This is a genomic window from Chloracidobacterium validum (assembly GCF_018304825.1).
Classification (GTDB): domain Bacteria; phylum Acidobacteriota; class Blastocatellia; order Chloracidobacteriales; family Chloracidobacteriaceae; genus Chloracidobacterium; species Chloracidobacterium validum.
In genome coordinates this window covers 697180-722215 of the sequence record NZ_CP072649.1, presented here as the reverse complement: position 1 = coordinate 722215, position 25036 = coordinate 697180, and the positions used below count along the sequence as shown (strand labels likewise).

General features: G+C 63.5%; 17 protein-coding genes. 6 read left to right on the top strand and 11 right to left on the bottom strand.

Translation table 11 applies throughout. The features are described 5' to 3' along the window. Positions 1-73: 73 nt before the first annotated feature. The 3 genes from J8C06_RS14115 to J8C06_RS14105 form a co-directional block, all read right to left on the bottom strand. Positions 74-2329, bottom strand: coding sequence for a VWA domain-containing protein (locus J8C06_RS14115; protein WP_211430063.1), 2256 nt, complete (start codon positions 2327-2329; stop codon positions 74-76). 266 nt (positions 2330-2595) lie between these two features. After that, positions 2596-3300 carry a leucyl/phenylalanyl-tRNA--protein transferase gene (aat, locus tag J8C06_RS14110; protein WP_211430062.1) on the bottom strand — a complete coding sequence of 235 codons (705 nt, stop codon included), beginning with the start codon at positions 3298-3300 and terminating at the stop codon, positions 2596-2598. Positions 3301-3604: 304 nt separating this feature from the next. Next, a complete protein-coding gene (locus tag J8C06_RS14105; protein ID WP_211430061.1) occupies positions 3605-4930 on the bottom strand; it encodes a formylglycine-generating enzyme family protein in 1326 nt (441 codons plus the stop codon). Between the two features lie 276 nt (positions 4931-5206). On the opposite strand from J8C06_RS14105, the gene J8C06_RS14100 reads away from it, so the two are divergent. From J8C06_RS14100 to J8C06_RS14075, 6 genes are all read left to right on the top strand, one after another. Next, positions 5207-6490 (top strand): HEAT repeat domain-containing protein, encoded by a 1284-nt coding sequence (locus J8C06_RS14100; RefSeq protein WP_211430060.1) that lies wholly within the window; start codon positions 5207-5209, stop codon positions 6488-6490. Between the two features lie 142 nt (positions 6491-6632). Next, complete coding sequence (locus J8C06_RS14095; RefSeq protein ID WP_211430059.1) at positions 6633-7247, top strand: TetR/AcrR family transcriptional regulator; 615 nt, start codon at positions 6633-6635, stop codon at positions 7245-7247. A gap of 5 nt (positions 7248-7252) precedes the next feature. Further along, complete coding sequence (locus J8C06_RS14090; protein ID WP_211430058.1) at positions 7253-8584, top strand: efflux RND transporter periplasmic adaptor subunit; 1332 nt, start codon at positions 7253-7255, stop codon at positions 8582-8584. 158 nt (positions 8585-8742) lie between these two features. Then, positions 8743-11856 (top strand): efflux RND transporter permease subunit, encoded by a 3114-nt coding sequence (locus J8C06_RS14085; protein WP_211430057.1) that lies wholly within the window; start codon positions 8743-8745, stop codon positions 11854-11856. A gap of 34 nt (positions 11857-11890) precedes the next feature. Beyond that, the gene (locus J8C06_RS14080) at positions 11891-13264 is read left to right on the top strand and encodes a TolC family protein (protein WP_211430056.1); all 1374 of its coding nucleotides are present in this window, start codon (positions 11891-11893) and stop codon (positions 13262-13264) included. Between the two features lie 93 nt (positions 13265-13357). Continuing rightward, positions 13358-13876, top strand: coding sequence for a CBS domain-containing protein (locus tag J8C06_RS14075; protein ID WP_211430055.1), 519 nt, complete (start codon positions 13358-13360; stop codon positions 13874-13876). Between the two features lie 35 nt (positions 13877-13911). Here J8C06_RS14075 and J8C06_RS14070 read toward each other — a convergent pair whose 3' ends face one another. The 8 genes from J8C06_RS14070 to J8C06_RS14035 all read right to left on the bottom strand — a co-directional run bounded on the left by J8C06_RS14070 (position 13912) and on the right by J8C06_RS14035 (position 24985). Then, positions 13912-17013 (bottom strand): efflux RND transporter permease subunit, encoded by a 3102-nt coding sequence (locus J8C06_RS14070; RefSeq protein ID WP_211430054.1) that lies wholly within the window; start codon positions 17011-17013, stop codon positions 13912-13914. 22 nt (positions 17014-17035) lie between these two features. Further along, positions 17036-18202, bottom strand: a complete 1167-nt coding sequence (locus J8C06_RS14065) for an efflux RND transporter periplasmic adaptor subunit (RefSeq protein ID WP_211430053.1) — start codon at positions 18200-18202, stop codon at positions 17036-17038. Next, on the bottom strand, positions 18199-19485 hold the full coding sequence (locus J8C06_RS14060; protein ID WP_211430052.1) for a TolC family protein: 1287 nt from the start codon (positions 19483-19485) through the stop codon (positions 18199-18201). The genes J8C06_RS14065 and J8C06_RS14060 overlap by 4 nt, the downstream gene beginning before the upstream one ends. Before the next feature lie 116 nt (positions 19486-19601). Beyond that, positions 19602-20747, bottom strand: coding sequence for a galactokinase (gene galK, locus J8C06_RS14055; RefSeq protein ID WP_211430051.1), 1146 nt, complete (start codon positions 20745-20747; stop codon positions 19602-19604). After that, positions 20748-21527 carry an SDR family NAD(P)-dependent oxidoreductase gene (locus tag J8C06_RS14050; RefSeq protein ID WP_211430050.1) on the bottom strand — a complete coding sequence of 260 codons (780 nt, stop codon included), beginning with the start codon at positions 21525-21527 and terminating at the stop codon, positions 20748-20750. 75 nt (positions 21528-21602) lie between these two features. After that, positions 21603-23225, bottom strand: coding sequence for a protein kinase domain-containing protein (locus J8C06_RS14045; RefSeq protein ID WP_211430049.1), 1623 nt, complete (start codon positions 23223-23225; stop codon positions 21603-21605). Positions 23226-23237: 12 nt separating this feature from the next. Then, a complete protein-coding gene (locus J8C06_RS14040) occupies positions 23238-23852 on the bottom strand; it encodes a nucleotidyltransferase family protein (protein ID WP_211430048.1) in 615 nt (204 codons plus the stop codon). Then, entirely contained in the window at positions 23849-24985 is a 1137-nt protein-coding gene (locus J8C06_RS14035; RefSeq protein ID WP_211430047.1) for an XdhC family protein, read from the bottom strand. Before J8C06_RS14035 ends, J8C06_RS14040 begins: the two co-directional genes overlap by 4 nt. Between the last annotated feature and the right edge of the window lie 51 nt (positions 24986-25036).

The window sequence follows — 25036 nt, the reverse complement described above, 5'->3', positions numbered from 1 at the left end:
ACAGGCAGGACGCCTTTCCTGGACAGGCAGGCATGCCTGTCCCACTTTTCTTGGACAGGCAAGAATGCCTGTCCTACCTTTCCGGGCTGTCAATGGTAAAGCTTCGCGCCTGAACGGCTGTTTTCTTGGTGCTTTCTTCGTAAGCAACCAGCTTCAGCAGGTACTGGCCCGGCTCCAAGCCTTCAAGCGGAACCTGGCTGGCGTAGGTCAAGGTCCCGTCCGAACTGGGCGGGTACTGAGTGCGCTGCAAAGGGCTGACGTAGATGGCTTCTTTGCCGCGGAAAATTTGAATCTGAAAAGCCAGGTTCGACTTCCCGGCGGTTGGTTTCGCTTTGGGCACGTTGTGCGCCGTGATGAGAAACGCCAGGTTTTCCTCCGCCTTGTATTGCCGTAGCGCCTGGTTGGCCGGAACGAAGCCGGGCGGCAAGCCGCTGCCAAGCCCCGGCTGGGACTTATCTGACTTGGCATCCGAAGCCTTGACCGAACGCAGAAAGATGATGTCAGAAAGGGCCAAGCCGGCCTTCGATAAATCAGGAACGTCAATCCATTGGCTCACCGCGCCACGGTGATCGGCAAGTGGGTCATAGACGGCAAACCGGACGTTGTACAGTCCGGGCGCAAGCTTCAGTGATTTGGTTTGTGACCCCCAGCCGGTCTGAGCCAGCGCCAGTCGTTCCGGCAGGAAGTTCAAGCTTATTCTTTCTTCTTCCGCCACCATGGTTTTGCCACTCAAGTCAAAAACAGCGAAAACGGTCGTCACTGTGTTGACCTTTTTTCCGTTGGCGTCACGGAAGGCAATGTCTTTCATGGCAAAGGCGGTCGAAAAGGTTGTCTCAAGCCCGTTTGAAACAAAGTTTGAAGCCAGCTTCACCTTGATGTCTCGCGGTGGAACCGGCGCGCCAAGGGCCGACTTGACTTCCCGCGTCGCAATGGCTTCCGGCGTCAGTTTGGCATCTTGTTTTTTCTTTTTCTCGGCAGCCTTCTGAAGGGCTTTTTCACTGGGCGCAAAAAAGCCCTGTTGCGTCCGGATTGTGAATTTCCCAGGCAGGTTGAGCTTGACTTCAATGCTGTGAAATTTGCCGTCGGCTTTTTTATCTGGGTAATAAGCCAGTGAATAGTATGTCGTGGCGTCCGCCGTCGCTTTATCAAATGACGCGGACAGGTCATTCGTATTGACGAAGGTCAGCCCGCCGGTCGAGGCGGCAAGTTCCCGAAACGCATCCTGGCGCGCCTGTTGCCCTTGCGATGCGAGGCTTTGGGCAATACCGGTTGGGTCGAATCGTCCCGGCTGGCTGGCGTCAAATCCGGCCGGTCCTTCCAGTCCGGCGCTGTGGATTGAATAAACGGTGACGCCGGCCCGCGCGGCGGCATCGAGCGCCCGCTGCATGCGAAAGCGTCCGTTGCGGGCAAACTCGTCATTGAGGAAACCATCCGTCGCCAGCAAAAGGGTTTTCCGCCCTGGATAGTTGCCAAGCGCCAGCGCGGCCGACCGGACTGTTTCCAGCGTGGCTGTCGTGAGGTATTCCGTCTGCTGGGCGATGATGCGCGCCGTGGAACGCACGGCCGATTCGGCCATCATCGGCGGCGTTCCCGGAAACGCCCGGATGTACTGTTCGATAAGAAACTGTATCGTCTGCCTGTCGCTGCGCTCGACCAGAACCGCCTCGTAAGGCGTCATGCTGAAGCCAAATCCGACATTGCCCTGAAGCGTATCTTGGGGGCGCGGCGCGAGTCGCTCAATCGCGGCGCGCATGACGCGCTTATCATCGGTCATCTGCTGCAAGAAGCCCAGTGTGCCGCTCGTGGAAAGGATGAGCAGGTGGTCGCCTTCCACCAGCGTTTTTTCGACAAACTTCGAGAGCGCCGCTTTGAGAGGCAAAAAATTGCCCGGCGCAATGTGGAGATCATCAACCACCAGCGCAAAGTATCGCCCTTCGACGGTAGCCGACGACGGCTGGGAGTCCGGTAAGTTAGGCGCCACGCTCACCGGCGCCGCCCCGGTAGCGCCCGGCGCAACGAAGGAGAAAAAGGCAATGTCTTGAGGTTTGCCGTTCTCCCGGAGCAAGAAATCTTCCTTCTTGAGGTTGCGCACGGGCCGTCCGTCCTTGTCGGTGACGATGACATAGAGCTGCAATAACTCGGTTCCCAGCGTGATGACCGGTGCCTCTTCGTCATCGTCAGACTGACCATCTGGTTTGGGCGCATCGGACTGCGGCGGCAGGGTAGGTGGCTGTTGGGCGCGTCCCTCACTGGCGAGCCAAGGCGTTACCAACAGCAATGCCAACAGGGCGAACATCGGCAGCTTGGGCATGTGGCGTGTCAGCTTCAAGGCAGAATCCTTCGTGGGATGGATATGCTCCACCTTTTACCATATCGCGAAAAAGTGATAGCGGTTCCACAATGTTGCGATAGTGACTTTCATAACTTCGCAAGGGTATTTCAGTGGCATCGGCTTCACGTCGTGGATGAGGCAGCCTGGCTGCCGTATCTGCCGGTGACGTGGAGGGCAACGACGCCATCGTTAGCAAGCCTGGCTGGTGTCGGCTGTGGAATCGGCCGCTTGTTGGTGGGTCTGTTCCGACGCGCGAGGGCGCGCTATGGACTGACCAGTGCCGCCGGGCGATGCCATCGGTCGCGCGCCGGTGGCGGCAAGGGAATCGCCGGCTCGGCAATGGCTTGTTTGAGCCGCCGCATGAAAACAGAACGTGGAATTTCCTTTGCCCCGAAAAGCGCCATGTGCGGTGTCATGACTTCAATATCGAACCACGTCATACCGCGCTGTTGGAAGTACGCCACCGTTTGGACGATGACGAACTTTGAAGCATGAGATTCACGGTAGAACATGCTTTCACCGGCAAAGGCGCGTCCGATCATCACCCCATACATCCCGCCGACCAGTTCGCCGTTGGCGTTGCGCGCCTCGAAACTGTGGGCATAGCCGGCGTAGTGCAAGGCCGTATATGCCTCCTCAATTTCGGGCGTAATCCAGGTTCCCTGCTGGCGCTTGCGAACACTCGCGCGACACCCGCGAATGACGCCTGGAAAGTCAGTGTTGATGTGAAAGGTGAAGTCGGTTTTTTTCAAATAGCGCGCCAGTCGAGTTGGGATGTGGAAGTCTTCAAAGTCGAGAACCGCCCGCTCGGCCGGGGCAAACCACAGCATGGGATACCCTTCATGTGGCCACGGGAAGATGCCGTTGCTGTAGGCAAGCAACAACGAAGACACATGCAGGTCTCCGCCAACCGCCAGCAACCCATGTTCATCGGCTTCTTCGACCGGTGGAAATTCCAGAATCGGCATGACAGGCAGAAATCCGTGGCAGGCGAAATGACGTAATCGAGCTGAATGCTTTGCCTCCAACGCTCCGCGCGCGTCGCTGGCTTTCGCTGGTATCCAAGGGAGCCGCAATGGCGCTGATCTGGACGCTGACTGGTCCCGCGCTGAAAGGTTGGCTTATGATACTGCAAGTTGTGCTTAAGCCCAATGCGTGAAAGCCAAGTGCGCGTCACGCGCGGCATGAGTGCCTTTCCCAAGGAACGTGGCGCACGCATCACGACCACACTGTGCTTGGGCAGACGCCACAGATGCGGCCGCGCGCCGGTACTTATTCATCGGGGTCGTCGGTCAGTTTCAAGTCTTCGGCCAGGATGGCCACCCGTAAGCCTGTGCCACCAACGCACGTCGGGCAAGCGCCGGCGCGTTCTGGCTCGGCGCGGCCACGCATGGCAGACCGGCACAGTTCAGCCTTGTAGGTCGCCGCACCGCCGCGCCGTACGCGATAGACCGGATTGAGCACATCATAGGCGCTGCCATCAGTCGGCGTGTTGTCATAATCCTCAACGAAGGCGTCCTGGCACCATTCCCAGACGTTGCCATGCATGTCAAACAGTCCAAAGGCGTTGGCGATGCCAAGCGAGCCGACCGGCAGTGGCCGGCCGGCGGTCGGCGTGACTTTGCCTGCTCCATACGGAATCTCGCCGTTGATGTTGGCCACCCGCGTCGTGAGGGTCTCGCCAAAGGCAAATGGCTTGGTGGAGCCGGCGCGACAGGCGTATTCCCACTCGGCTTCGGTCGGCAGCCGGAACCGCTTGCCCGTGATGTTTTCGAGTCGCCGGCAAAACTCGACCGCCTGTGACCACGTAACACCGTCAACCGGCAGGGTGCTATCGTCCGGCACCGCCGCGCGTGGGGCCCGCCGCGCGCGTGGCATATCCACCTGGGATGGATTGGCCGGTAACTCGTCTTTGACCTTGGGCAACGCCGCCACGAACGCCCACTGCTGGCGGGTGACTTCATAGCGTCCGAGATAGAACTCCGGCACGGCCACGTCATGCTGCTTTTCATTGGTCAAGCGGCCGGCCTCGCCTTCCGGCGACCCCATCCTGAACTCTCCTTCTGGAATACGAACGAGTTCCAGGACGACGCCTTTCTCGCGGTCAAGCTCGATGACCACGACTTCAGACTTCGAGACACGCGGGTTAATCAGGTTACCTTCCGGCGTGAGGTCCACGGTTTGAAACTCGTCAAAGGCCAGGTCGCGCATGATGAGCGCCGCATCCGCGCTGCTTTTGGTCTTGCTGCGCAACTTCTCCATTTCAGTGCTTTCGACGAGCTGTTCGGCCAGCCGCCCATACTTGCTGTCGGCTCCGTACTTGGCCAAAAACGCCTTGAAATCATTCGGGTCGCTGCTATTGCGAATGGCGTTCCAACTGCGATCCTCATCCGAGAGCCGGACGACGGCGGCGGCTCGTTTGGGGGTGACGCGCACGACGCGCGCCGGTTGGGTCGTGCCAACGCGCGTGCCAACTTCCTGCGCCCGGGCCGCCGGCCGGGCCGGCAGCGCCATCCCAACGGTGAGGGTCAGTGCTGCCCCCAGCGTCACAAGTGCCAACCGCCAATGGGGTGAGCGAACTGAGCTAGCGTTAGTCAAATACCAATTTGCAAGTGCCTTCATAAGCCAAACTAAAAAACGACCACGCAAGGTGGGTACGCAAGGCGGGTTAGGTATGACAGCAGATCGGCCGCCACGGCAAAGGGTTGCCCACTGTGGGAGTCACCGTGCCGAGGCCGTGGTTTCTTTGCGTCAGGAATTCGGCTGCTTTGCGCTCCCCTACTGTCAATGCTAGTAATTTTATCGTAGATTAGAAGCACTTCCATCTCGCTGGCGCGTTGCTCTGGCATCATCTCTAGCAAGGAAAAGCGTATCATGAAGGGTGTCCCGATTCTCTGGGTTTTGTTCGCTTCGTTTTGTACGGCGGCAGCGATTGTGCTAACGGTACGCTGGCTCTACCGGCGGACAACGACGCGCCGCCGCCGGCCCCTCCAGGAGATTTTGAGAAACTTGGAACACACCCGCGCCACCCGCCGGGTACGCGCCGCGGGGGACTTGGCGGAACGCGATGGCGACGAGGCCAAGGAAGCCGTGGACGCTTTGCTGCGGCGGTTGTCCGACCCTGAGCCGGAAGTGCGCGCCGTGGTCGTGGACTCGCTTGGCAAGCTAGAGGACCCACGCGCCAGCGAGCCGCTGCGTGAACGACTCCAGGACGAGGCCACGGAAGTGCGCGGCTTGACGGTGTCCGCCCTGGTCAGCCTCAAGGATTTTGCCGCGCTGCCTGAAATCGTGCGCCTCCTGGACGATGAGGACTGGACGATTCGCGCCTGGACGGCTTCTGAAATGGTGCGGCTGGGCCGCGAAGAAGCCCTGGAAACGTTGCTGGCCGCCCGCAACCGTGAAGTTTGGCGGGCGCATCTGCGGTTGTGCGACACGGCGCTGCGCGTGGTGGACGAGCGCGCGGTTTCGCCGCTGCTCATCGAGATGCGCAAGGGCAAGGAGCTGGGTGTGCGCGTTGAGTCCATGCTGGCGTTGGCAAGTTTTGGCTATATCCCGGATGAAGAGGCCCGGTTGGTCGAAAACCTGGTGGCTTCGACCGAGGAAACGCACCCCAACCTGCGCTTCCAGGCGGTGGCGATGCTGGCGACAATGGAGATGCGCCGGATTGAGCCATACCAGCAGGCGCACCGCATCCTCGAACGCCTTGCCGTCCGGGATGAAAATGCGCTGGTGCGCGCGGCGGCCCGCCACGGCCTCAAAGCGTTCACGATTGCGCGGGAGCAAACGATCCGGTCCACCGTCGTTCCACCGGCATCCACATCGGTTTCGCCGGTGCGCGTCGAAATGCAGGACCTGGCAACGCTGACGGACAACCTCAAAAACGCGACCCTGCCCATGCGCTGGCGCTACGTGCATGCACTGGCGGCGACACGGCATCCAAAGGCCATCCCGCCACTGGTGGAAGCTACCCATGACCAGGAATGGCGGGTGCGAGCCGCGGCGGCCCGCGGGCTGGGCTTGCTGGTCGGCGTGGGGGATACGGATGTTCGCCCGACCCTGGAGCGGGCGGCAATTGAAGATGAACACTTCAGCGTCCGTGAAACGGCGGAGCTGTCACTGGCGCGGATTGCGCCAAGCTCAACCTCGAGTTTTCGCTAACCGATTTTGCCAAGCCCCCCAAGCGAAAACGGCGTGACCGCCGGGAACGGCGAGTCGCCGCTGGCGGCCCGCGGGAGGGGGAAGGTATTGGCTTTTTTTTGGGGATTGACGACTGTACCGGCTGGACGGTACAGTCCGGCGCATGCGCTATCCACCCAACAAAGCAACGACGACCGGCCACTCCACCCGCGAGGCGCTATTGCGGGCGACTGTCCGCGTGGTGGCCGAGCAGGGACTCCCAAAACTCACGCTCGAAGCCGTCGCCCGCGCCGCCGGTGTCAGCAAGGGCGGGCTGCTCTATCACTTTCCAACGAAGGAAGCGTTGGTGCAGGCCTTGATCGAAACTTTTATTGCGGAGTGGGATGCGCTCACGGAGCGCGAATACGCCCGCGACCCCGAACCGGAGAAGCCCGGACGCTGGCTACGGGCGTATGTGCGGGCTTCGTTTGCCGAGCTGGAGGCGACCGAGTCATTCACCCTGGGTCTGGGGCAGGGCGACATGGCCGGCTTTTTGGTCGCTTTGGCCGTGAACCCTGAGCTATTGGGGCTTATCCAGTCGGCTTACCGCCGGTGGCACCGTCTGCTGATTTCCGACGGCATAGACGAAGCCACGGCGACGGCCGTCCGGTTTGCCGCCGACGGCATTTACTTTGCTGAAGGATTCGGCCTGGCTCCGCCGACCGGCCGCGCTCGCCGGCAAGTTTGTCAGACCATCTTGGACTGGATTCACGCGGCTGCTCCGGCCCGCAAGGTATGACGGCCATGACGTGGAGACCCCGTGTTGCGCGGTATTCGCGCCCTGGTAGGCATCCGGCCGTCTGGCCGGTGCAAATGCTGCTCCTCATCGCTACGCTCCTTACTGCGGTTGGCTGTCAGAAAACAACCGAGACCCGCGCCGCTGCCCCGGCGTCGGACGCCCCCAGCCCGGTGCAGGTGGCGCGCGTCCAGGCCCGTCAGCGTCCACAGACCATCGGCGCCACCGGGAGCGTCGTCGCGCTCCGACAGTCCGCCGTGGCGCCGATGGTTGCCGGTCATATCACGTCGGTCGCTGTGGACGTCGGCGATCTGGTGAGCGCGGGACAGCCCATCCTGCGTCTCGACGACTGGGAAGCCCACCAGCGGCTGGCCCAGGCACGGGCGGCCGTAGTCCAGGCCGAAGCGGCGGAAGCCCAACTTCGCGCGCGGCTGGCGCTTGACCAGTCGCCTTTCGATCCGCGCCAGACGCCGGAGGCCGAAGCGGCGCGCGCCGAACTGGCCGCCGCCGAAGCCGAAGCGCAGCTTGCGGCCGCCACGTTGGCACGCTACGAACGGCTGGCCCGGAATGACAACATCACTCGGGCGGCACTCGATGAAGCTCGAACGAACGTCGAGAAAGCGCAATCCAATCTCCGCGCGGCACGCCGCCGGTACGAAGCGCTGCTCCAGGGGCTACGGGCCGAATACGCCGGCTTGCGGGCGGCCCAGTCCCGCCTGGACGAAGCGCGGGCCCAGGTCGCTCTGGCCGAGAAAGCCGTCGAGGACACCACCGTTCGCGCGCCGTTTGCCGGTTGCATTGCCGAACGGTTGGCCAATCCCGGTGAGTTCGCGTCCCCGGACAAGCCGGTGGTTGTGCTCGTCGCGCTGGAGCGGGTCAAGCTCGAACTACGTCTGCCTGAAACAAGTGCTGCGCGCATACGCCTTGGGCAGGAGGTTGATGCGTCCGTGGAGGCACATCCCGGCCTGGCCATTCGCGGCAAGGTCACAGCGATTCGCCCGGTCGTCGAGGCAGCGACGCGCATGGTGGTCGTTGACGCCATCGTGGCCAACACGGAACGGAAGCTCCGTCCGGGCATGTTTGTGACCGCGCAGATAGGACTTGGGGAAACCGTTTCGCGCCTGGTTGTCCCCAGCGCCGCCGTCTGGCGGCATCCGACCCTGGATGCCTTTGTCGTGTTCGTCGTCGAAGACAACCGTGCCCGGTTGCGCCTTGTCCAGGTGGGTGAGTCACTGGCCGATGAAGTCGAGGTGTATTCGGGCGTCAGCCAAGGGGAGCGGGTGATCGTGTCCGATCCAAAGAGCGTCGTTGAAGGCAGGGAAGTTCTCTGTTCTGAGTGAGTCACCGGGTCCGTGGTTGGTCTTTTATCTTGAACCCTCCAGCAATGCCTTTCTGTCTGTTTTCTCTAGAAAGAAGCTGAACAGTGATAGTCCAGAACTGATACCGATAAAGAAAAGAAAAAACCAAACGACTGTGCAAAGAAGCATAGGAATGAGAAATGCAACGGTTAGCTGAAATTTGTGTTCGACGCCCGGTCTTTGCCACGATGCTGATCGTGGCCATTACCGTCGCAGGCGTCTTTGGCTACACCACACTGGGTGTCGATCAGTTTCCGAATGTTGACTTTCCGGTGGTTACGGTCGTGATTGCCAACCCTGGAGCGTCGGCTTCCGAAATCGAACGTGACATTACCGAAAAAGTGGAGTCGGCTGTCAATGCGATTGGTGGTGTCAAGGAAGTCCGCTCGTCATCGGTCGAGGGGATTTCACAGGTCAATATCCAGTTCTCACTGAACAAGAATTTCGACGTTGCCGCTCAAGAGGTGCGGGACAAGGTCAGCTCGGTCATCCCCGAACTTCCCAAAACCATTGAGCCGCCTACGGTTCAGAAGTTTGAGACGAATGCTTCGCCGGTCATTCGGCTGGCCGTCGCGTCGTCCCGTCCGCTGGCTGAAACGACACGTATCGCGCGACGCGAGGTCAAAGAGCAACTGGAAACACTCGATGGCGTTGGCCGGGTATCGCTGCTGGGTGGCGCGCGCCGGGAGACGCGGGTGAGCCTCGACCCGCTCCGCTTGCAGGCGTACGGACTGACGCCGGTCGAGGTCGCGGCTGCCGTCCAGCGCCAGAATCAGGACGCCCCGACCGGCGGACTTGCCCAAGGGGCGCGTGAAACGGCGCTGCGGACGCCCGGTAAGCCGATCGGGAGTGAGGCGCTGCGCCAACTGCCGATTGCCTACCGTGGCCAACAGCCCGTACGGCTGGGCGATGTCGCCCAGATCGAAGAAACCATCCGGCCCCGCCAGACGATAACGGCGCTCGATGGACGTTCGGCCGTGATCGTTCAAGTCTCAAAGCGGACCGGCGGCAATGCCGTCGCCCTGGCCGCGGCGGTCAAGGCGCGCCTGGCCGACATCCGCGCGGGGCTGCCGCCCGATGTCGTCATCACCGAAGTGGGTGACAAGTCGGTATTCATCGAGGCCGCCGTCAACGACGTCAAAAAGCACTTGGTCGAAGGCAGCCTGCTGGCCTGTCTAGTGGTCCTGGTTTTTCTGCGACGGGTTGGGCTGACGCTGATTGCGGCGCTCGCCATCCCCACGTCGGTCATCGGCGCGTTTGGCGTCATGGCCTGGCTGGGCTACACGCTGGACATGATTACCCTGCTGGCGCTCACCCTCATGGTCGGCGTCGTCATTGACGACGCCATCGTGGTGCTGGAAAACATCGAGCGGTTCATCCGTGAGAAAGGCTATGCGCCGTTTGAAGCCGCTGTCGCGGCAACGCGGGAAATCGGCCTGGCCGTCCTGGCCACGACGCTGTCGCTGCTGGCCGTCTTTCTCCCGACGGCCTTCATGGGGGGCATCGTCGGGCGCTTTCTCGCTCCCTTTGGGGTGACGGCCTCGGCGGCCGTGGCCATTTCGATGCTGGTTTCCTTCACGCTGACGCCGATGCTCTGTGCGCGCGCGCTGTCGCCGCGCGCGGCTGCGGCAGCCCACGCCGATGGATGGTTGACCCGCGCTTACACGTGGTTGGTGGCCTGGTCGGTCCGCCATCGGGGTTGGGTGGCCGTGGTCTGTGTGGGGGTAGCCGCGTCGGTCGTGCCGTTGTTTATTGTCATTGGCAAGGACTTCATCCCCCAGGATGACGAATCACAGTTTGAAGTCACGCTCCGCGCGCCGGAGGGCACGTCGCTTGCCGCCACGGCGCTCCTGGTCGAGCGCATCGCGGCCGACCTACGCACCCTGCCGGGCGTGACGAACACCCTGACAACCGCCGGAAGCGGTGACCCGCCCGTGGCGTCGCGGGGCTATATTTACGTCAAGCTCGCGCCTCTGACCGAGCGGAGCCAAACGCAAGCGGAGCTGATTGGGCAGGCGCGCGACCGACTGAAGCGCTATGCCGACCAAACGCGCTTCAGCGTGCAACCAATTACGCCCTTTTCCGGTGGCGGCTATGAAAACGCCACCATTCAGTACGTCTTGCGCGGGCCGGAACTCGACCGGCTGGCCGGCTATGCCGAAGCCTTGATGAAGGAAATGCGCGGTATTCCCGGCGTCGTGGACGTCAACTCGACGCTGGTGTTGGGCGTGCCTGAGCTGCGGGTCAGGCTTGACCGCCAACGCGCGGACGATCTCGGCGTCGCCGTCGAAGATGTTGCCACCACGCTCAACATTCTGGTGGCCGGGATGGAGCTTGGGACGCTGGCCGAAGCCAACGTCGAGGCCGCCGACCAACCGCGCATTCGACTTCGCGCTCCAGAGTCGTTCCGCAGTCTGCCGGAGCGGCTTGGTTCGATTGCCGTCCCGACTGCAAAAGGCGGCACCGTTCCCCTGGCCAATCTCGCGCGACTCATTGAAGGACAAGGGCCGGTTGCCATCGAGCGCCTCAATCGCCAGCGATATGTCACGGTGCTGGCCAACGTCGCCCAGGGGTCGTCGCTTTCTGCCGCCACCGAACAAATTGACGCCGCCTTCAATGCCCTGGAACTTGCGCCGGGTTACGAGCGGGTGTTCGCCGGCGACGCCAAGGATATGGCGGAGTCGGCCTACTACTTTGCCATCGCGTTTGGGTTGACCTTTGTCTTTATGTACGTCGTCTTGGCGGCCCAGTTCGAGTCGTTCATCCATCCGGTCACCATTCTGCTGACGCTTCCGCTCGCGCTGCCCTTCGGGTTGCTTTCGCTCCTGATTGCCGGGCAGTCGGTGAACCTGTTTGTCGGGTTGGGGGTCATGGTGTTGTTTGCCGTCGTCAAGAAAAACGCCATTCTCCAGATTGACCATATGAACGGCCTCCGCCGGGCCGGCTGGGCGCGCGATGCGGCCATCGTCCAGGCGAACCGAGACCGGCTACGTCCGATTTTGATGACGACCCTAGCCTTTGTGGCCGGGATGATTCCGCTGGCGCTGTCGCAGGGGCCCGGAGCAGGCACGAATCGCTCGATTTCCGTCCTGGTGATCGGTGGTCAGTCGCTTTGCCTGTTGCTGACCTTGCTGGCCGTCCCGGCGTTCTATGCCCTGTTTGACGATATGGGTGTCTGGCTGGGCCAACGCTGGTCGCGGTGGCTACGCTTTGCAAGGGCCAAGTCGCCCGTGGAGTCCGAATCACGCAATTGAAGTCTGCCAAGCGCGAACCAAAGGAATGTTCGTTATGACGCATCGCCTCATGTGCCTGGCTCTGCTGGTCGGGTGGTTTGTGAACGTGTCCGTGGCGCAGCAGCTACCGCCACCGCGCCGCCTGCCCCTTCCGGGCGTGGTTCATCCACCGTCCGGCGGCATTCCCCGTTCGCTGTCGCCGGAGCGGGCCATCGAATTGGCTCTGGCCGGTGAGACCGCCGTCCAACTCGCGGCCGAACGCCGGGAGGAAGCGCGTGGGCGCGCGCTGGAAGCACGGGCGGCGTTGCTGCCCAACCTGAGCGGGACGGCGACGCGCGCCAGCAACGCCATCAACTTGGCGGCGCAGGGATTGGGCGATGTCGTCCCTGGGCTGCGTTCGATCATCGTGTTTGATACGTTTGATGCGCGTTTGCAGCTCACACAGCAGCTTTTTGACTGGTCAGCCATCCAGCGCTACCGGGCAAGTCAAACGGCGCGGCGCGCCGCCGAGCTGGAGGCGCAGCTCGTTCGCCAGCAAGTGACGGGCGAAGTGTTGATGGCCTATCTCGGTGTGCTGCGGGCCCAGTCCGTCGTCACGGTCGCCGACCGTGAAATCGCGGCGGCGCGGGCGCTGGTCAACCTGGCCCAGGAGCAGCGTACCGCCGGACTTGCGACCCAACTCGATGTAGTCCGGGCCGGCGTCCAACTGGCCGAGGAAGAGGCACGTCGCACCCAGGCGCAGACCGAACTGGAACAAGCCCTGGCCCGACTGCGCCGATTGACGGCGCTCCCGGCCGCGGCCGAGGTGACGCTCACGGCCGAGTTGCGTTTCGTCCCGACCCCCTTGCCCGACCAGGCTACGGCGCTGACCGAAGCCAAGCAGCGTCGGCTGGAAATCAAGTTGGCGCAGGCGCAGCAGGAAGCCGGTGCCCAGGAGCAGGCGGCCACGTCCGCCGAATGGTTGCCGTCGGTGGAAGTCTTTGCCGACTACGGCATCAACGGCACCCGTCCCAATCGGTTCGCGCTGCCGACCCGCACCTTTGGCGTACGGATCACCGTGCCGGTGTTCAACGGTGGCGCGACCTTTGGCCGTCTGGTGGCGGAAAAAAGCCGGGCGCGGCAACGCGCGTTACAGGTGGCCGATGTTGAGCGGCAGGTCGAACAAGACGCGCGGCTGGCGCTCATCCTCGTCTCGACGGCAGCCGAGCAAGTGGCTGTTGCCGAGCAGGGCGTCACACTGGCGCAGCGCGAGGCGGAACTGGCCGAGGAACGTTTTGCGGCCGGGGTTACGGACAACCTAGAAGTTGCGCGCGCGCAAGCGGCGCTCAGTCAGGCGCGGGCGGCGCGCGTCAACGCCCTGGCGCAGCATGTGACGGCGCGCATCAACTTGGCGCTGGCGCTGGGCACCATCGAACAGTTTCAGTGGTGACGATTGCCGCCCCCGCATGCTAGGCTGACGCATCGCACGTCGCCAACCTGGTTTGTTCGGTGCGTGCCATCCTCATCTGTAGGAAGGGCAGCCATGAAGTGTCCTGCTTGTGGTTTTGAAAACCTACCCGGCGCAGAAACCTGTGAAGCCTGCGGTTCAGACCTCACGGCCGTGGAGATGGCTGAACCCGAACTCCCCATCCAGCAATCGCTGGCTGAGGACACCATTGACCGCCTGTTTCCCTATCCACCCATCACGGTGGAAGTCGGCACGTCCATCGCGGCGACGCTCCGCGCCATGCAGGAAAAGCGGTTTGGTTGCGCCATGGTCGTGCGCAGCGGAAAACTGGTCGGGATCGTGACCGAGCGCGACATGCTCTACAAGGTTGCCAACCGCATCACGGAGCTGGAGTCCACGCCGGTGGACACGATTATGACGCCAAACCCAGGCGTCGTGCGTCACGGCGACACGCTGGCCAAGGCGCTCAACCTGATGGCGATGCACAAGTACCGGCACGTGCCAATCGTGGATGACGAGGAAAAGCCACTGGGATTTCTCTCGTCGAAAGGCATTTTCAAGTACCTGTGCCAGCATGCCTTGCCCCAAGTGTAGCGCCGCCGTCCGTGGGGTGGCCCCTCGGCGTTTGGTCACGTCGGTGATGTCGTGGGCGGTTCCTCGACGACCGGCGCGGCTTTGTCTCCGGCGACGACGGCGTACAGGCTGGGCAGCGCCAGCAGCGTCAGGATGAGCGCCGAAAACAGGCCGCCCACGACCACGGTTGCGAGCGGACGCTGCACGTCCGAGCCGATGCCGACGGCGCGCGCGGCGGGAATCATACCCAACAACGCGACAACCAGCATCATCAGCACGGGGCGCATCTGATTGCGCGCGCCGGTAAAAATGGCTTCGTTGACCGCGAGGCCTTCGGCTTCGCGCAGGCGGTTGATTTCCGACACAATCAGGACGCCGCTCATGACCGCCACGCCGAACAGGGAAATGAAGCCCACGGCCGCCGAGACGCTCAGGTTGATGTCGCGCAGCCACAGCGCGACGAGTCCACCGACAAGCGCGAACGGAACGCTCGCCAAAACGATGGCGGCGTCGCGCGCCCGCCCGAACGTCAGGAACAAGAGACCGAAAATGAGTACCAGCGTCACCGGCAAGACAATCGTCAGGCGGGCGCGGGCGCGGGTGAGGTTTTCAAACTGCCCACCCCACTCGACGCTGTAACCTTCCGGTAGAACCACCTGCTTGGCAAAGGCCGCCTGCGCTTCACTGACGAACCCACCTTGGTCGCGGCCGCGAATGTTGGTTCGCACGGTGATCTGCCGTTGATTTTCACGCCGGGCGATGATGCTGGCTCCCTCCACCACGGCGATGTCGGCCAGTTGGGAGAGCGGCACACGCCCACCATCGGCCGTTGGGGCCAGCAGCTTGCCGATGGCCGCCGCATTGGCGCGGGCATCCGGTGTATAGCGGACGACAATGTCAAAACGCCGTTCGCCCTCAAATACGACGCCGACCGGACGCCCGCCCACGGCCAGCTCGATGAGGTCCTGGACATCGGCGACGTTGATTCCATAGCGCGCCACCTCTTCCCGATTGACGCGCAGGCGGAGTTGCGGCTGGTCAGCCTCTTGTTCGATGGAGGTGTCGGCCGCGCCTGGAATCTGCCGGGTTACGCTTAGTGCCTGCTTGGCCAATTCGCGCAACTGCTTGAGGTCTGGACCCCGGATGATGATGGCCAAATCGGCGCTCGATCCGGTCGCCATTTCGGTTGAGGTGTCAATGATCGGCTGGGTGAAGTTAAACGTCGCGCCCGGTATGGCGCTTTCCAACCGACGTGACATCTCCGCCACGAGCTGGGCTTTGGTTCGCCCGGAGGTCCAGGTTTCGTACGGATGTAAGTTGATGAGCAGTTCGTTGCGGTTTGGGCCAAAGGGGTCGGTGCCGTCGTCGTTGCGCCCACTCTGCGAAATGACGAGGGAGACTTCTGGAAACTCCCGAATGATGGCGCGCATGCGGCTGGCTGTCCGGGCCGACTCCGTGAGTGACACGCCCGGCGGCAAGTTGGCGCGAATCCAGATGACGCCTTCATCGAGCTGCGGCAAAAACTCCAACCCCAGGCGCGAGCCGACGCCGAGACCGCCCAGGACAACCACCGTTGCCACGGCGACGGTGAGCCGCGGCCGCGCCAGGGTAACGGTGAGCGCCGCGCCATAAGCCCGGCGCAGCCAGGCCACCACGGGATTTTCCCAGGCGCGGGCGCTGCGCCCGAACCAGTAGCTGGCCAGCACGGGCGTCAACGTCAGGGAAAGCAGGAGCGTTCCGAGCAGGGCGCTACAGACGGTGAAGGCCATCGGGCCAAATAGCCGGTACTCCACGCGCTCCATCGTAAACAGCGGCAAGTAGGCGCAAATCAGAATCACCAGCGAAAAGAAGATCGGGCGCTCAATTTCGAGCGCGGCCCGTCGAACGGCTTCCAGCACGCTCCGCCGCCGTCCGGCGTCACCGGCCAGGCGATGAACGATATGCTCAACCATGACGAGCGTGCCATCCACGATGATGCCAAAGTCGAGCGCGCCGAGACTGAGCAGATTGGCCGGAATCCCGGCCACCTTGAGGCAAATGAAGGCAAACAGTAGCGACAACGGAATGGTCAGCGCCGTCAGCAACGCCGCGCGAACGTCGCCCAGAAAGAAAAACAACACCAGGGTGACGATGATGAGGCCTTCGAGCAGCGTGCGCGAAACCGTCCGCAGCGTATTCGTGACCAGCTCTCCCCGGTCATAGACGGTCACGAGTTGCACGCCCTGCGGCGCGAGCTGGGCATTGAGTTCGGCAATGGCCGCTTTGAGTGCCGTCAAGGTGTCGCTTGGGTTTTCCCAGCGCCGCAGCAGCACAATCCCTTCGACGCCCCCGACCACGTCGTCATAGCCAAAGATGCCGGTCTGGAGCGCCGGCGCGACACTCACCCGCGCGACATCGCGGACAAACAGCGGTACACCATCAAACGCCCCGATGACGATGCGTTCGATGTCCTGCCGCGAACGCACCAGTCCAACGCCCCGGACGACGAGGCTCTGCTGCTGGTTATCCACGATGCCGCCGCCGGCATTGCGGTTGTTGGCGCTGATGGCATCGGCCACCTGCTTGGCCGTGAGCGCGAATTTTTCGAGCTTCAGGGGATCGAGTTCGACCAAGTAGGTCTTGACCAGCCCGCCAAACGTGGCGACATCCGCCACCCCCGGCACTTGCAGCAGGCGCGGCAGCACCACCCAGTCTTGCAACTCACGCAGCTTCATTTCCGAGACCTGCGGGCCATCCAACCGGTAGCGGTACATTTCGCCGATGCCCGAAGTCAGCGGCCCGAGTCCGGGCTGGACGCCTTCCGGCAGCTCGGCATCGCGCAGGCGTTCCAGAACGAGTTGCCGGGCAAAGTAGTCATCAACCCCGTCGTCAAAGGTGAGTTCGACCACCGAAAGGCCAAAGATCGTCCGTGACCGGCGCGCAATGACGTTGGGAGTGTTGTTGAGCGCCCGCTCGATGGGGATGGTGACTTGCTGCTCGACTTCCTCGGCGGCATTGCCCGGAAATTGGGTGATGACCACGACGCCGGTGTCGGAGATGTCCGGGTAGGCCTCGACCTTGAGGTTCTGGAAGGCCCAGATGCCCACGCCGATGAGCAACAGCGTCGCCGCCAGGACGGCGACCCGGTAACGCAGCGCCAAATTGGGAAGTTCGATCATGGCACTTTGGGTTTGGCTCGGTTTAGTTTCGGTAAAGCAGCATCGTGCCGCCGACGACCACGCGCTCCCCGGATTGCAGCCCCTCGAGCACCGCCACCCGCTCGCCCAGCGAGACCCCCACCCGGATGGGCCGCCAGTCAAACTTGCCCGGCTCACGTTCGATGAAAACGCCGGTGACGCCTTCCCGCTCGACGACAGCCGCTTTGGGCACGACCGGCAGCAGCGTCGGTTCGTCGGAAAGCCGGAGCCGGGCGAACATGTCCGGGCGCAGCCGCTGTGCGCCGCCGGTCAGCTCGACGATCACGCGCGCGGCGCGGGTTTGTGGGTCAATCGTGTCGCCAATCCGTGCGACGCGGCCGGTGAAGCGCTGATCGGGAAAGGCGGTCAGCTCGACTTCGACGTTTTCACCGACCTGGACCAGATAGAGGCTGGCTTCAGGCACATTGGCCGTGATGATCAACCGGCTCAGGTCGGCAACCGTCATCAGCGAGACGGACGTGTCGGTGCGATACTCGCCCGGCACGACGGCCAGCTCCAGCACCTTGCCGTTCAAGGGGGCGCGCACGGTCATGCGCTGTTCGCGTCCGCTGTCATCGAGTCCGAGGGTTTCCAGCCGACGGCGAACCTGTTCCCGCCCGGCCTCGGCCTGGCTGACGACGGCGCGCGCCTGTTCGACCGCGGCCTGTGACTGGGCCACGACGTTATCCGCCGCCAGCACTTCCTTCTGGGCAATGGCGCGGTGCTCATAGAGGTCTTTGGCGCGTTCGGCGTCCTGCTCGGCCTTGGCCAGCGCGGCTTCGGCCTGGGCCAGTCCGGCGCGGGCCTGCACCAGCGCAGCTTCGGCCTGGCGGAGCGCGCCGACGGCTTCCGCGACATCCGGGCTTTCAAGCGTGACCAGTGGCTGTCCGGCGCGGACGGCATCGCCCACCCGGACGCGAACATCGGTGATGCGTCCGGGGAGCGGCAGCATGACGCGGGCGATCCGGTTTGGATCCAGTTCGACCTTGCCGGGGGCGATGACTTCGTCGCGTGGCGCGCGTTCGACGGCGACCGGTTCGACCCGCACTTCGCGCGTCCAGTCGAGCGGAGCGGGCGGCGCAGCAGTTTCGGTCTTGTTCTGGCAACCAAGGCTGAGGGCCGCCGCGAGGCATCCGACCGTGAGGCATCCGGCCAGACGATGGGTGGTCATGGCATTCCCTCCGTGATGAGACTGTCGAGCGTGAAGCGCAACCGGGCATATTCCGCGCGCGCGTCAATGTAGCCCTGCCTGGCTTCGTTATAGGTGCGCTGCGCGTCAAGGAATTCGACGAAGCTGGCCTCGCCGCGGCGGTAGGCATACTCGGTCACTTCCAGGACGTCGCGTGCCTGGTCGAGCAAGCCGCTTTCAAAACTGATGAGAACGGCATCGGCGGCCCGGCACTGGGTGTAGGTGGCTTCAAGTTCGGCGCGAATTTCGCGTTCGAGAGCGGCAATCCGCCGTTCGGCCTGGCTGACCTCGGCTTGCGCCCGCGCAATCCCGCCCTGGTTGCGGTCATAAATCGTGATGGGCAGGGCGAGGAAGAGACCCAGCGAGTTGCCGGTGCCGGCCAGCCCCTGCTGCCGGCGGTATTCAACGCCGACGGTGTATTCAATCTTGCCCTGGGCAAGCTGGAGCTTGAGGTCGGCCAGGCTCCGGGCCTGCTCGGCCCGCAGCGCGCACAGGTCAGGCCGGCGGTCAAAGGCCTTGGTCATCAGTGGCGAAAGGCTCGCGGGCAGGGCGTCGCGGCGCATTTCGCCAACGGCTTCAAAGACATCGAGCGCCTCGGCGCGTCCCATCAACGCCTGGAGACGGTTTTGCGCCACACGCCAGCGGGCTTCGGCCTGGAGCACCGACTGATTGAGCTGGACGGCGGAAACGCGCGTTCGGACGAGTTCAATTGGGGCGAGATCCCCGGCCCGAACCCGCGCGGCATTAATGGTGACGAGTTCCTCGAAGGTGCGCTGATTGGCGCGCGCCAAACTGAGACTTTCCTTGGCGGCTTGCAGCTCGACGAAGGCCTGTTGGACTTCCAGCGTGAGTTGGCGCAGGGCGTCCTGAAAGCGAAACTCGGCAGCAGCGCGCGCCTGTTCGGCGACGGCAATCCGCGCCCGCCGCTTGCTTGGGCGTTCGAGCGGCCAGTCCACCCGCGCCGAGTATTCCGCCGGCCCGGCATTGTTCGTCAGGCTGTAGCCGGTTCCCAGCAGGTCGAGGTGGTCGCCGCCCAAGCTCAGCACCGGGTTGGGGCGCAGGCGCGCCGCGATGACTTCGGCTTCGGCGCGTGGAATTTCATAGCGTTCGGCAAGGAGGTTGAGGTTGCGCTGGAGTGTTTCCGCAACAGCCTGCTCGACCGTCACCGCCATCGGACTCGGACTTTGGGCCGACGCAACCTGGAGCGTCCAGAGTAGTGCCGCAAGGAAACATAGCCAACGGCGCGTGGGTTGAGCGTAGAGCATGGCGGCAGTCTCATCCAGTGGCATCTATGACGGGAGTGACTCACAAGACTACAAGCTAACCGAGCGCCATGCCCGGCATGCGTGGCCGAACAAACACTGCGGATACAGAATGGTTTCTAGGTAATCTCGCCGACCCCGTCAGCCGGGGTGACAGCCCAGAGCCGGGGCGGATGGCCAACGGCTTGCGTGTAGGCCTGTGAAACCGCCGCTTGAAAGTCTGGGAGCGCCTCCGGCACAACCAAGTTGACCGTGCATCCGCCAAATCCGCCGCCCGTCATGCGGGACCCATAACAACCGGGCGCGTGCTGCGCGGCGGCCACGAGCGCGTCGAGTTCCGGGCAACTGACGGCGTAATCTTCCGCCAGGGACCGATGCGATGCCGTCAGGAGTTGCCCCGCCCGTGTCCAGTCGCCAGCGCGCAGCGCCTGGGCAAAGGCGGTGACCCGTCCAATCTCGGTGACGACATGGCGCACCCGTCGGGAGAGGGGTTCGTCCAAAAGCTCCAGAGCCGACGGCAATGCGGTTTCGGCAACGTCCCGCAGCGTCGTCAGGGACGGGAAGCTTCGTTGCAGTTCCTTCAGCGCGGTTTCGCATTCCTGCCGGCGCGTGTTGTATGCCGAGCCGGCCAGCCGATGGCGGATGCCACTATCGGCAACCACGACCGAGCAGGCGGTTGGGTCAAGTGGCACGAACTCGTAGTGTCCCGAACGGCAATCGAACTCGACCGCGTGCCCGGCTCGTCCGTGCGCGATGACAAACTGATCCATCAACCCGCAGTGTGTGCCGACAAAGTCATGCTCGGCGGCCTGGCCGGCGCGCGCCAGCGCCAGGCGATTGATGGTCTGGCCGGCCAGTGTCAGCAGGGCAAAGCCAACCACCACTTCCAGGGCGGCCGACGAGGACAGTCCGGCCCCGGCCGGAATGTCACTCGTCACGAGCAGATTGGCGCCGGTGAGCTGGTAGCCGGCGGCTTCGAGATGAAAAGCCGTGCCGGCAATGTAGTCGCGCCAGGTGCCGGTGTGTCGCTCCGGTCGGTCGAGGTCGAGCGTGGCCGCTTGTCCGACATCGTGGGCCACGACGTGGAGCTGCCGGTCTGGGCGCGGGCTGGCCCAGACCTGCATTCGGCAATCAATCGCCATCGGCAGCACGATGCCGGCGTTGTAATCCACATGCTCGCCAATGAGGTTGACGCGCCCCGGCGCGGCAAAGCCCCGCCCAGGGGTGTTGAAGCACTGGTGAAACGTCCTGGCCGGCGAAGCCATCTACAGCACCCGCTGAATCAGCGCCCCACCGTCAATCGTCAGCACCTGTCCCGTCATGTAGGAGGCTTTGTCTGAAGCGAGAAACAGCGCGGCAAAGCCGATCTCGTCCGGTTCGCCGATGCGCGGCACGGGTTGGGTCGTTTCCAGCCGACGCATCAGGGCTTCATTCTTCCAGAAGAACTCGCTGAAATCCGTTCGGATCAGGCCCGGCGCAAGCGCGTTGACGCGCACCCCATGCGGGCTGAATTCCTGCGCCCAGTTGCGGGTCATCATGACGAGGCCGGCTTTGGTGAAACTGTACAGCAGTCCCTGGTACTGGGGCTGAAGACCGGAGATGGACACGACATTGATGATGGCGCCGCCCGTGCCCCGCGCAATCATTTTTGGAACCGTCAGGCGGATGAGTCGCACAACCGACTTCACATTGACATCCACCATCTTGTCGAGCATGTCGTCGGTGACATCGAGGGAGGGCCCCTGCCCGATGTTCGTCACGCTGTTGTTGACCAGAATATCAGCCGGGCCGAAGACGCTTTCAGTCTCGGCAACGAGGTTTTCAAGGTCTTCCCGGCGTCCGACATGGCATTCCACGGGGTGAATGCGCCCTGGCGCATCGGACAGCTCAGCGGCCGTTGCCTTGAGCACCTCCAGCTTGCGACTGGCAATGACGACGTTGGCGCCGGCCGCGACGAAGTGCTTGGTGATGGACTTGCCAATGCCGCGCCCGCCGCCGGTGACGATGGCGACTTTTCCAGCGAGTGAAATTTCATGCAGAGCCATGGTGAGCAACCTAAATGTTTTCGGTGTGGTCAGCGCCCGTGCCGGAGCCGTCGGGTGCTGTAACGCCGGGCGATTTCAACGCATCGGCGCGGTGGATGCAATGGCAACCTTGCCGTAGGTGGGCTGTCCATTGCGTTCGAGTCGGCAGCGTTCGAGCCGGGCGTCGGCGGCATCCACCACCTGGACGCCGATCTGCCGGTTTCCCACGATCTGGCTGTCGCGGGCGATGAGCCGGGCCTGCCCGCTCAACCGGATGCCATCGCCAGCGTGGTCAGCAATTTCGCACTCGATGACTTCGACTGCCACGCGGTCACCGGCCACCAAGCCATGTCCACCGCCCCTAAGCAGGCGGCTGCGGCGTAGGGTAAGGCGCGATTCAGTGCCCTGCGCGATGACATTCGCAGTGCTTGTGGCCGTTGCGTCACAAGCTTCCAGCGTGAGCGCGCCCCCGTCGAGCTGAACGGCCGGGTGGCCAATGCCCCGCAGCGCCAGGCCCCGCGCCACTTGCGAACCGAGCTGCTGACGAAGGCACGGCCCGGTGGTGCTTTCCACCACGACGCTGCCCGGCGGCCCGTCGGCGATGATCTCGACGTTTTTCGTCAGGGTCACCGTTTCCCGATAGACGCCAGGGCGAACGAGCACCTGCATGCCAGGGCGAGCCGCGTTCACGGCTGCCGAAATGGTTGAAAAGTCGCCGCCGGTCGGCGCGACAATGGCCGTCTTTGGCGTCATCTGCCACTGGTTTTTGTTCTCGAAGTGCCGAATCGTCAGCCAGATGCCGAGCAACATCGCCAGGCTGATCAGGGCGATGCCGATGAGCGCCGGCCGGCCTGTCCAGCGCGGCTCGGTCTGTGTTCCGGCGGCCGGGAACGTCGGCCACGAACCCGATGACCGGCGAGCCGTCCCCTGGGCCAGTTCTTCGGCGCAGGCGGCCAGTTCCTCCCGCATGACGATGGCTGAGGTGTACCGCCGCCGTTCGTTCCGTTCAAGGGCATGGGCGACAATGTGCCGTAACCGCGCCGGGAGCGTCCCCGGCAAGGGGTCAGGGTAAAGCGTCCGAATGGCCAGCCGCAGTTCGGCCGGATCGTGATGTGGAAAAGGCAAATCGCCGCTGAGTAGTTCAAACAAAATGACGCCGACGGCCCACAGGTCATCGCGCGCGGTGGGCGTAGCTTCGAGCGCCCACGGAGAAGCGTAGGGCAAGCTGGCGGCAGGGCGTGGCCGACAACCGGCAAAGCCATACCCGCGCAGTTTCACCTGCTCGCCGTCGAGGGCAACGTGAGCCGGGGTCAGCGCGCCGTGGACTACGCCCTGCTGGTGGAGCGCCTCAAGCGCCGCCAAAAGCTGCTGGGTATAGGCGGCGGCCGTTTCCGGCGCGACCGGAAGGGAAAGCCCAGCCAGCGAGGTTGGCACATAGGGCGTCACCACCCACAGGGTTTCGCTCTGCGTCAGCACGTCCACGACCGGCAGGAGGTGTGGATGTGGCGGCAGCTTGGCGACGGCAAAGGCCGTCCGCGTCGTTGGACTTTCGGCCGGCGTTGCCTGAAAGACATCCACCCGCACGGGGCTGCCGTCTGCAATGTGTTGTCCGCACCAAGCGGCGTCCCCAAGATCGGCCGTCAGTGGCGCTTCAAGCCGATAGTCACCAACAACCAGTCCGGCCTGGATGGGTAAGGATTTGGGGGATGGAGGCGACATAGGGCTTACCCATCATTGACCGGCGATCGCCGCGTAGTCTGCTTCGGTATCAATATCGTTCACGCCTTCTGGGAATGGCAACGCCACGACTTCATTCAAGTATCGTTGCAAATGCCGCCGCGCGCCAACCTCGCCTCCAGCGGATGCCAGGCGCGCCCGCCATGTGTCGCGGAACAGCACCGGCACGCCGATGGTTCCGGCATAAGCCGAAGCCACTGCCGTTGCGGTCGGCTGTGCTTGGAGCGTCGCCTGAAGCGCCAATAGGTGGTCGGTTGTGACCCGTGGCTGATCCGGGGCAAGCACCAAAAATGTGGCGTCCGGTGGCTGGTTCGGTGGCAGGGCTGCCACCCCACGGCGTAGCGATGCGCCGATCCCTTCCGCCCACTCAGGGTTGTCCACCAGGTGAACACCCGCTCCGGCAAGGTGGTCGCGGTAGGTTTCGCCATGCCGGCCGAGAACGACGATGACGGGCGCGCACCGGGCGGACTGCGCCAGCCGGACTGCCCGCCGCAGCAGCGACTCGCCGCCGATGGGTAGCAAAAGCTTAGGGCGTTCTCCCATCCGGCGGGCAGCGCCAGCCGCCAAGACGATGGCGGCACAGGGGGGCGGCGCGGCAAGTAGCGTCATGATGACGGGAGCGGCTCGTGAATCGGCGCAGCGCGGTGGCGAAGAAACTCCCCAGCACGGTGATTGGTCACGGCCAGGATTTCAGCCACGATGGATAGGGCAATTTCCATCGGTGTTTCGGCGCCAATGTCCAGCCCGACCGGAAAGTGCCAGTGTCCCGCGACGGACTCGGCGACGGGTGTGCCTTCGGCGGCCAGCTCGTCGAGCAGCCGTTCGGTTCGGCGGCGCGGTCCGAGGAGTCCGACATAGCGGGGTTGAACCTGGGCCAGACGGCGCGCGATGGCTTTGTCGCTTGGGTAGTGGTGGGTCATGACGACAACGCAGTGGTTGGCGTCCAGCGGTAAGTCATCAACTTGGGGAACAACGATGATGGCGCGCGCCGTTGGAAAGCGTTCCGGCGTCGCCAGCGCGGGGCGCCAGTCCATGATGGTTACTTCCCAGCCCAGTTGGTCGGCGAGGCGCGCCAGTGGGATGGCGTCATCTCCCGCGCCGAGAATGGCAAGCTGGATCGGGTGCGGGACAAACTCGATGAAGGCTTCGAGGCATCCGTCTTCCGTGCCATAGGTCATCTGGCGTGAACGTCGTTCGGCCAGGCACGTCTGCAAGTCCAGATGAAGCTGCCGCAGCCAATCTGCGGCTTCGACGGTGCCGCCCGTGGCAACCGGCGTGCGGTCCGTATGCAGAAGGCGAAAGCCCTGCCGACCGGCAAACTTGCCTTCGGCCCGGAAGACCAGGGCAAGCGCGGCGTCTTCCCCGGATGCCCGGGCTAGGGCCAGCAAGTCGAGGGGATGGTACCAGGTATTGGGATGAAACGGCTCGATGTAAATAAGTGTCTCGCTCGCGCAGCCGAGACCAACACCCCAGGTCAGATCGGCGGATGCATCGCGGGTGTCGTACGTCACCAGTTGGGGCTTGCCCGCCATCAAAACGGCCTGGGCTTTCTCGACGAGGTCTTGTTCCAGACAGCCGCCGCTGATCTGTCCGACCGTCTCGCCGGTTTCACTGATCAACATGCGCGCGCCCGGCCGGCGGTAGGCCGACCCCGTCACCTTGACGACCGTTGCCAGCGCCAGACGGCGTGCTGGTTGGGTGAAACGCTGGATGGCGGCAAGCAGTGTGTCGAGTTCAAGCATCTTGGTTCTTGTGTGCGGTCGGCATTGCCGAACGTGAGACCATTTTCATCC

Bases quoted from the DNA above. Each gene is read 5' to 3' on its own strand.
- J8C06_RS14070 (WP_211430054.1), bottom strand. From the start codon at position 17,013: ATGATCGAACTTCCCAATTTGGCGCTGCGTTACCGGGTCGCCGTCCTG.
- aat (WP_211430062.1), bottom strand. From the start codon at position 3,300: ATGCCGATTCTGGAATTTCCACCGGTCGAAGAAGCCGATGAACATGGG.
- J8C06_RS14095 (WP_211430059.1), top strand. From the start codon at position 6,633: ATGCGCTATCCACCCAACAAAGCAACGACGACCGGCCACTCCACCCGC.
- galK (WP_211430051.1), bottom strand. From the start codon at position 20,747: ATGGCTTCGCCGGCCAGGACGTTTCACCAGTGCTTCAACACCCCTGGG.
- J8C06_RS14075 (WP_211430055.1), top strand. From the start codon at position 13,358: ATGAAGTGTCCTGCTTGTGGTTTTGAAAACCTACCCGGCGCAGAAACC.
- J8C06_RS14040 (WP_211430048.1), bottom strand. From the start codon at position 23,852: ATGACGCTACTTGCCGCGCCGCCCCCCTGTGCCGCCATCGTCTTGGCG.
- J8C06_RS14085 (WP_211430057.1), top strand. From the start codon at position 8,743: ATGCAACGGTTAGCTGAAATTTGTGTTCGACGCCCGGTCTTTGCCACG.
- J8C06_RS14065 (WP_211430053.1), bottom strand. From the start codon at position 18,202: ATGACCACCCATCGTCTGGCCGGATGCCTCACGGTCGGATGCCTCGCG.
- J8C06_RS14060 (WP_211430052.1), bottom strand. From the start codon at position 19,485: ATGCTCTACGCTCAACCCACGCGCCGTTGGCTATGTTTCCTTGCGGCA.
- J8C06_RS14050 (WP_211430050.1), bottom strand. From the start codon at position 21,527: ATGGCTCTGCATGAAATTTCACTCGCTGGAAAAGTCGCCATCGTCACC.
- J8C06_RS14045 (WP_211430049.1), bottom strand. From the start codon at position 23,225: ATGTCGCCTCCATCCCCCAAATCCTTACCCATCCAGGCCGGACTGGTT.
- J8C06_RS14035 (WP_211430047.1), bottom strand. From the start codon at position 24,985: ATGCTTGAACTCGACACACTGCTTGCCGCCATCCAGCGTTTCACCCAA.
- J8C06_RS14080 (WP_211430056.1), top strand. From the start codon at position 11,891: ATGACGCATCGCCTCATGTGCCTGGCTCTGCTGGTCGGGTGGTTTGTG.
- J8C06_RS14090 (WP_211430058.1), top strand. From the start codon at position 7,253: ATGACGTGGAGACCCCGTGTTGCGCGGTATTCGCGCCCTGGTAGGCAT.
- J8C06_RS14100 (WP_211430060.1), top strand. From the start codon at position 5,207: ATGAAGGGTGTCCCGATTCTCTGGGTTTTGTTCGCTTCGTTTTGTACG.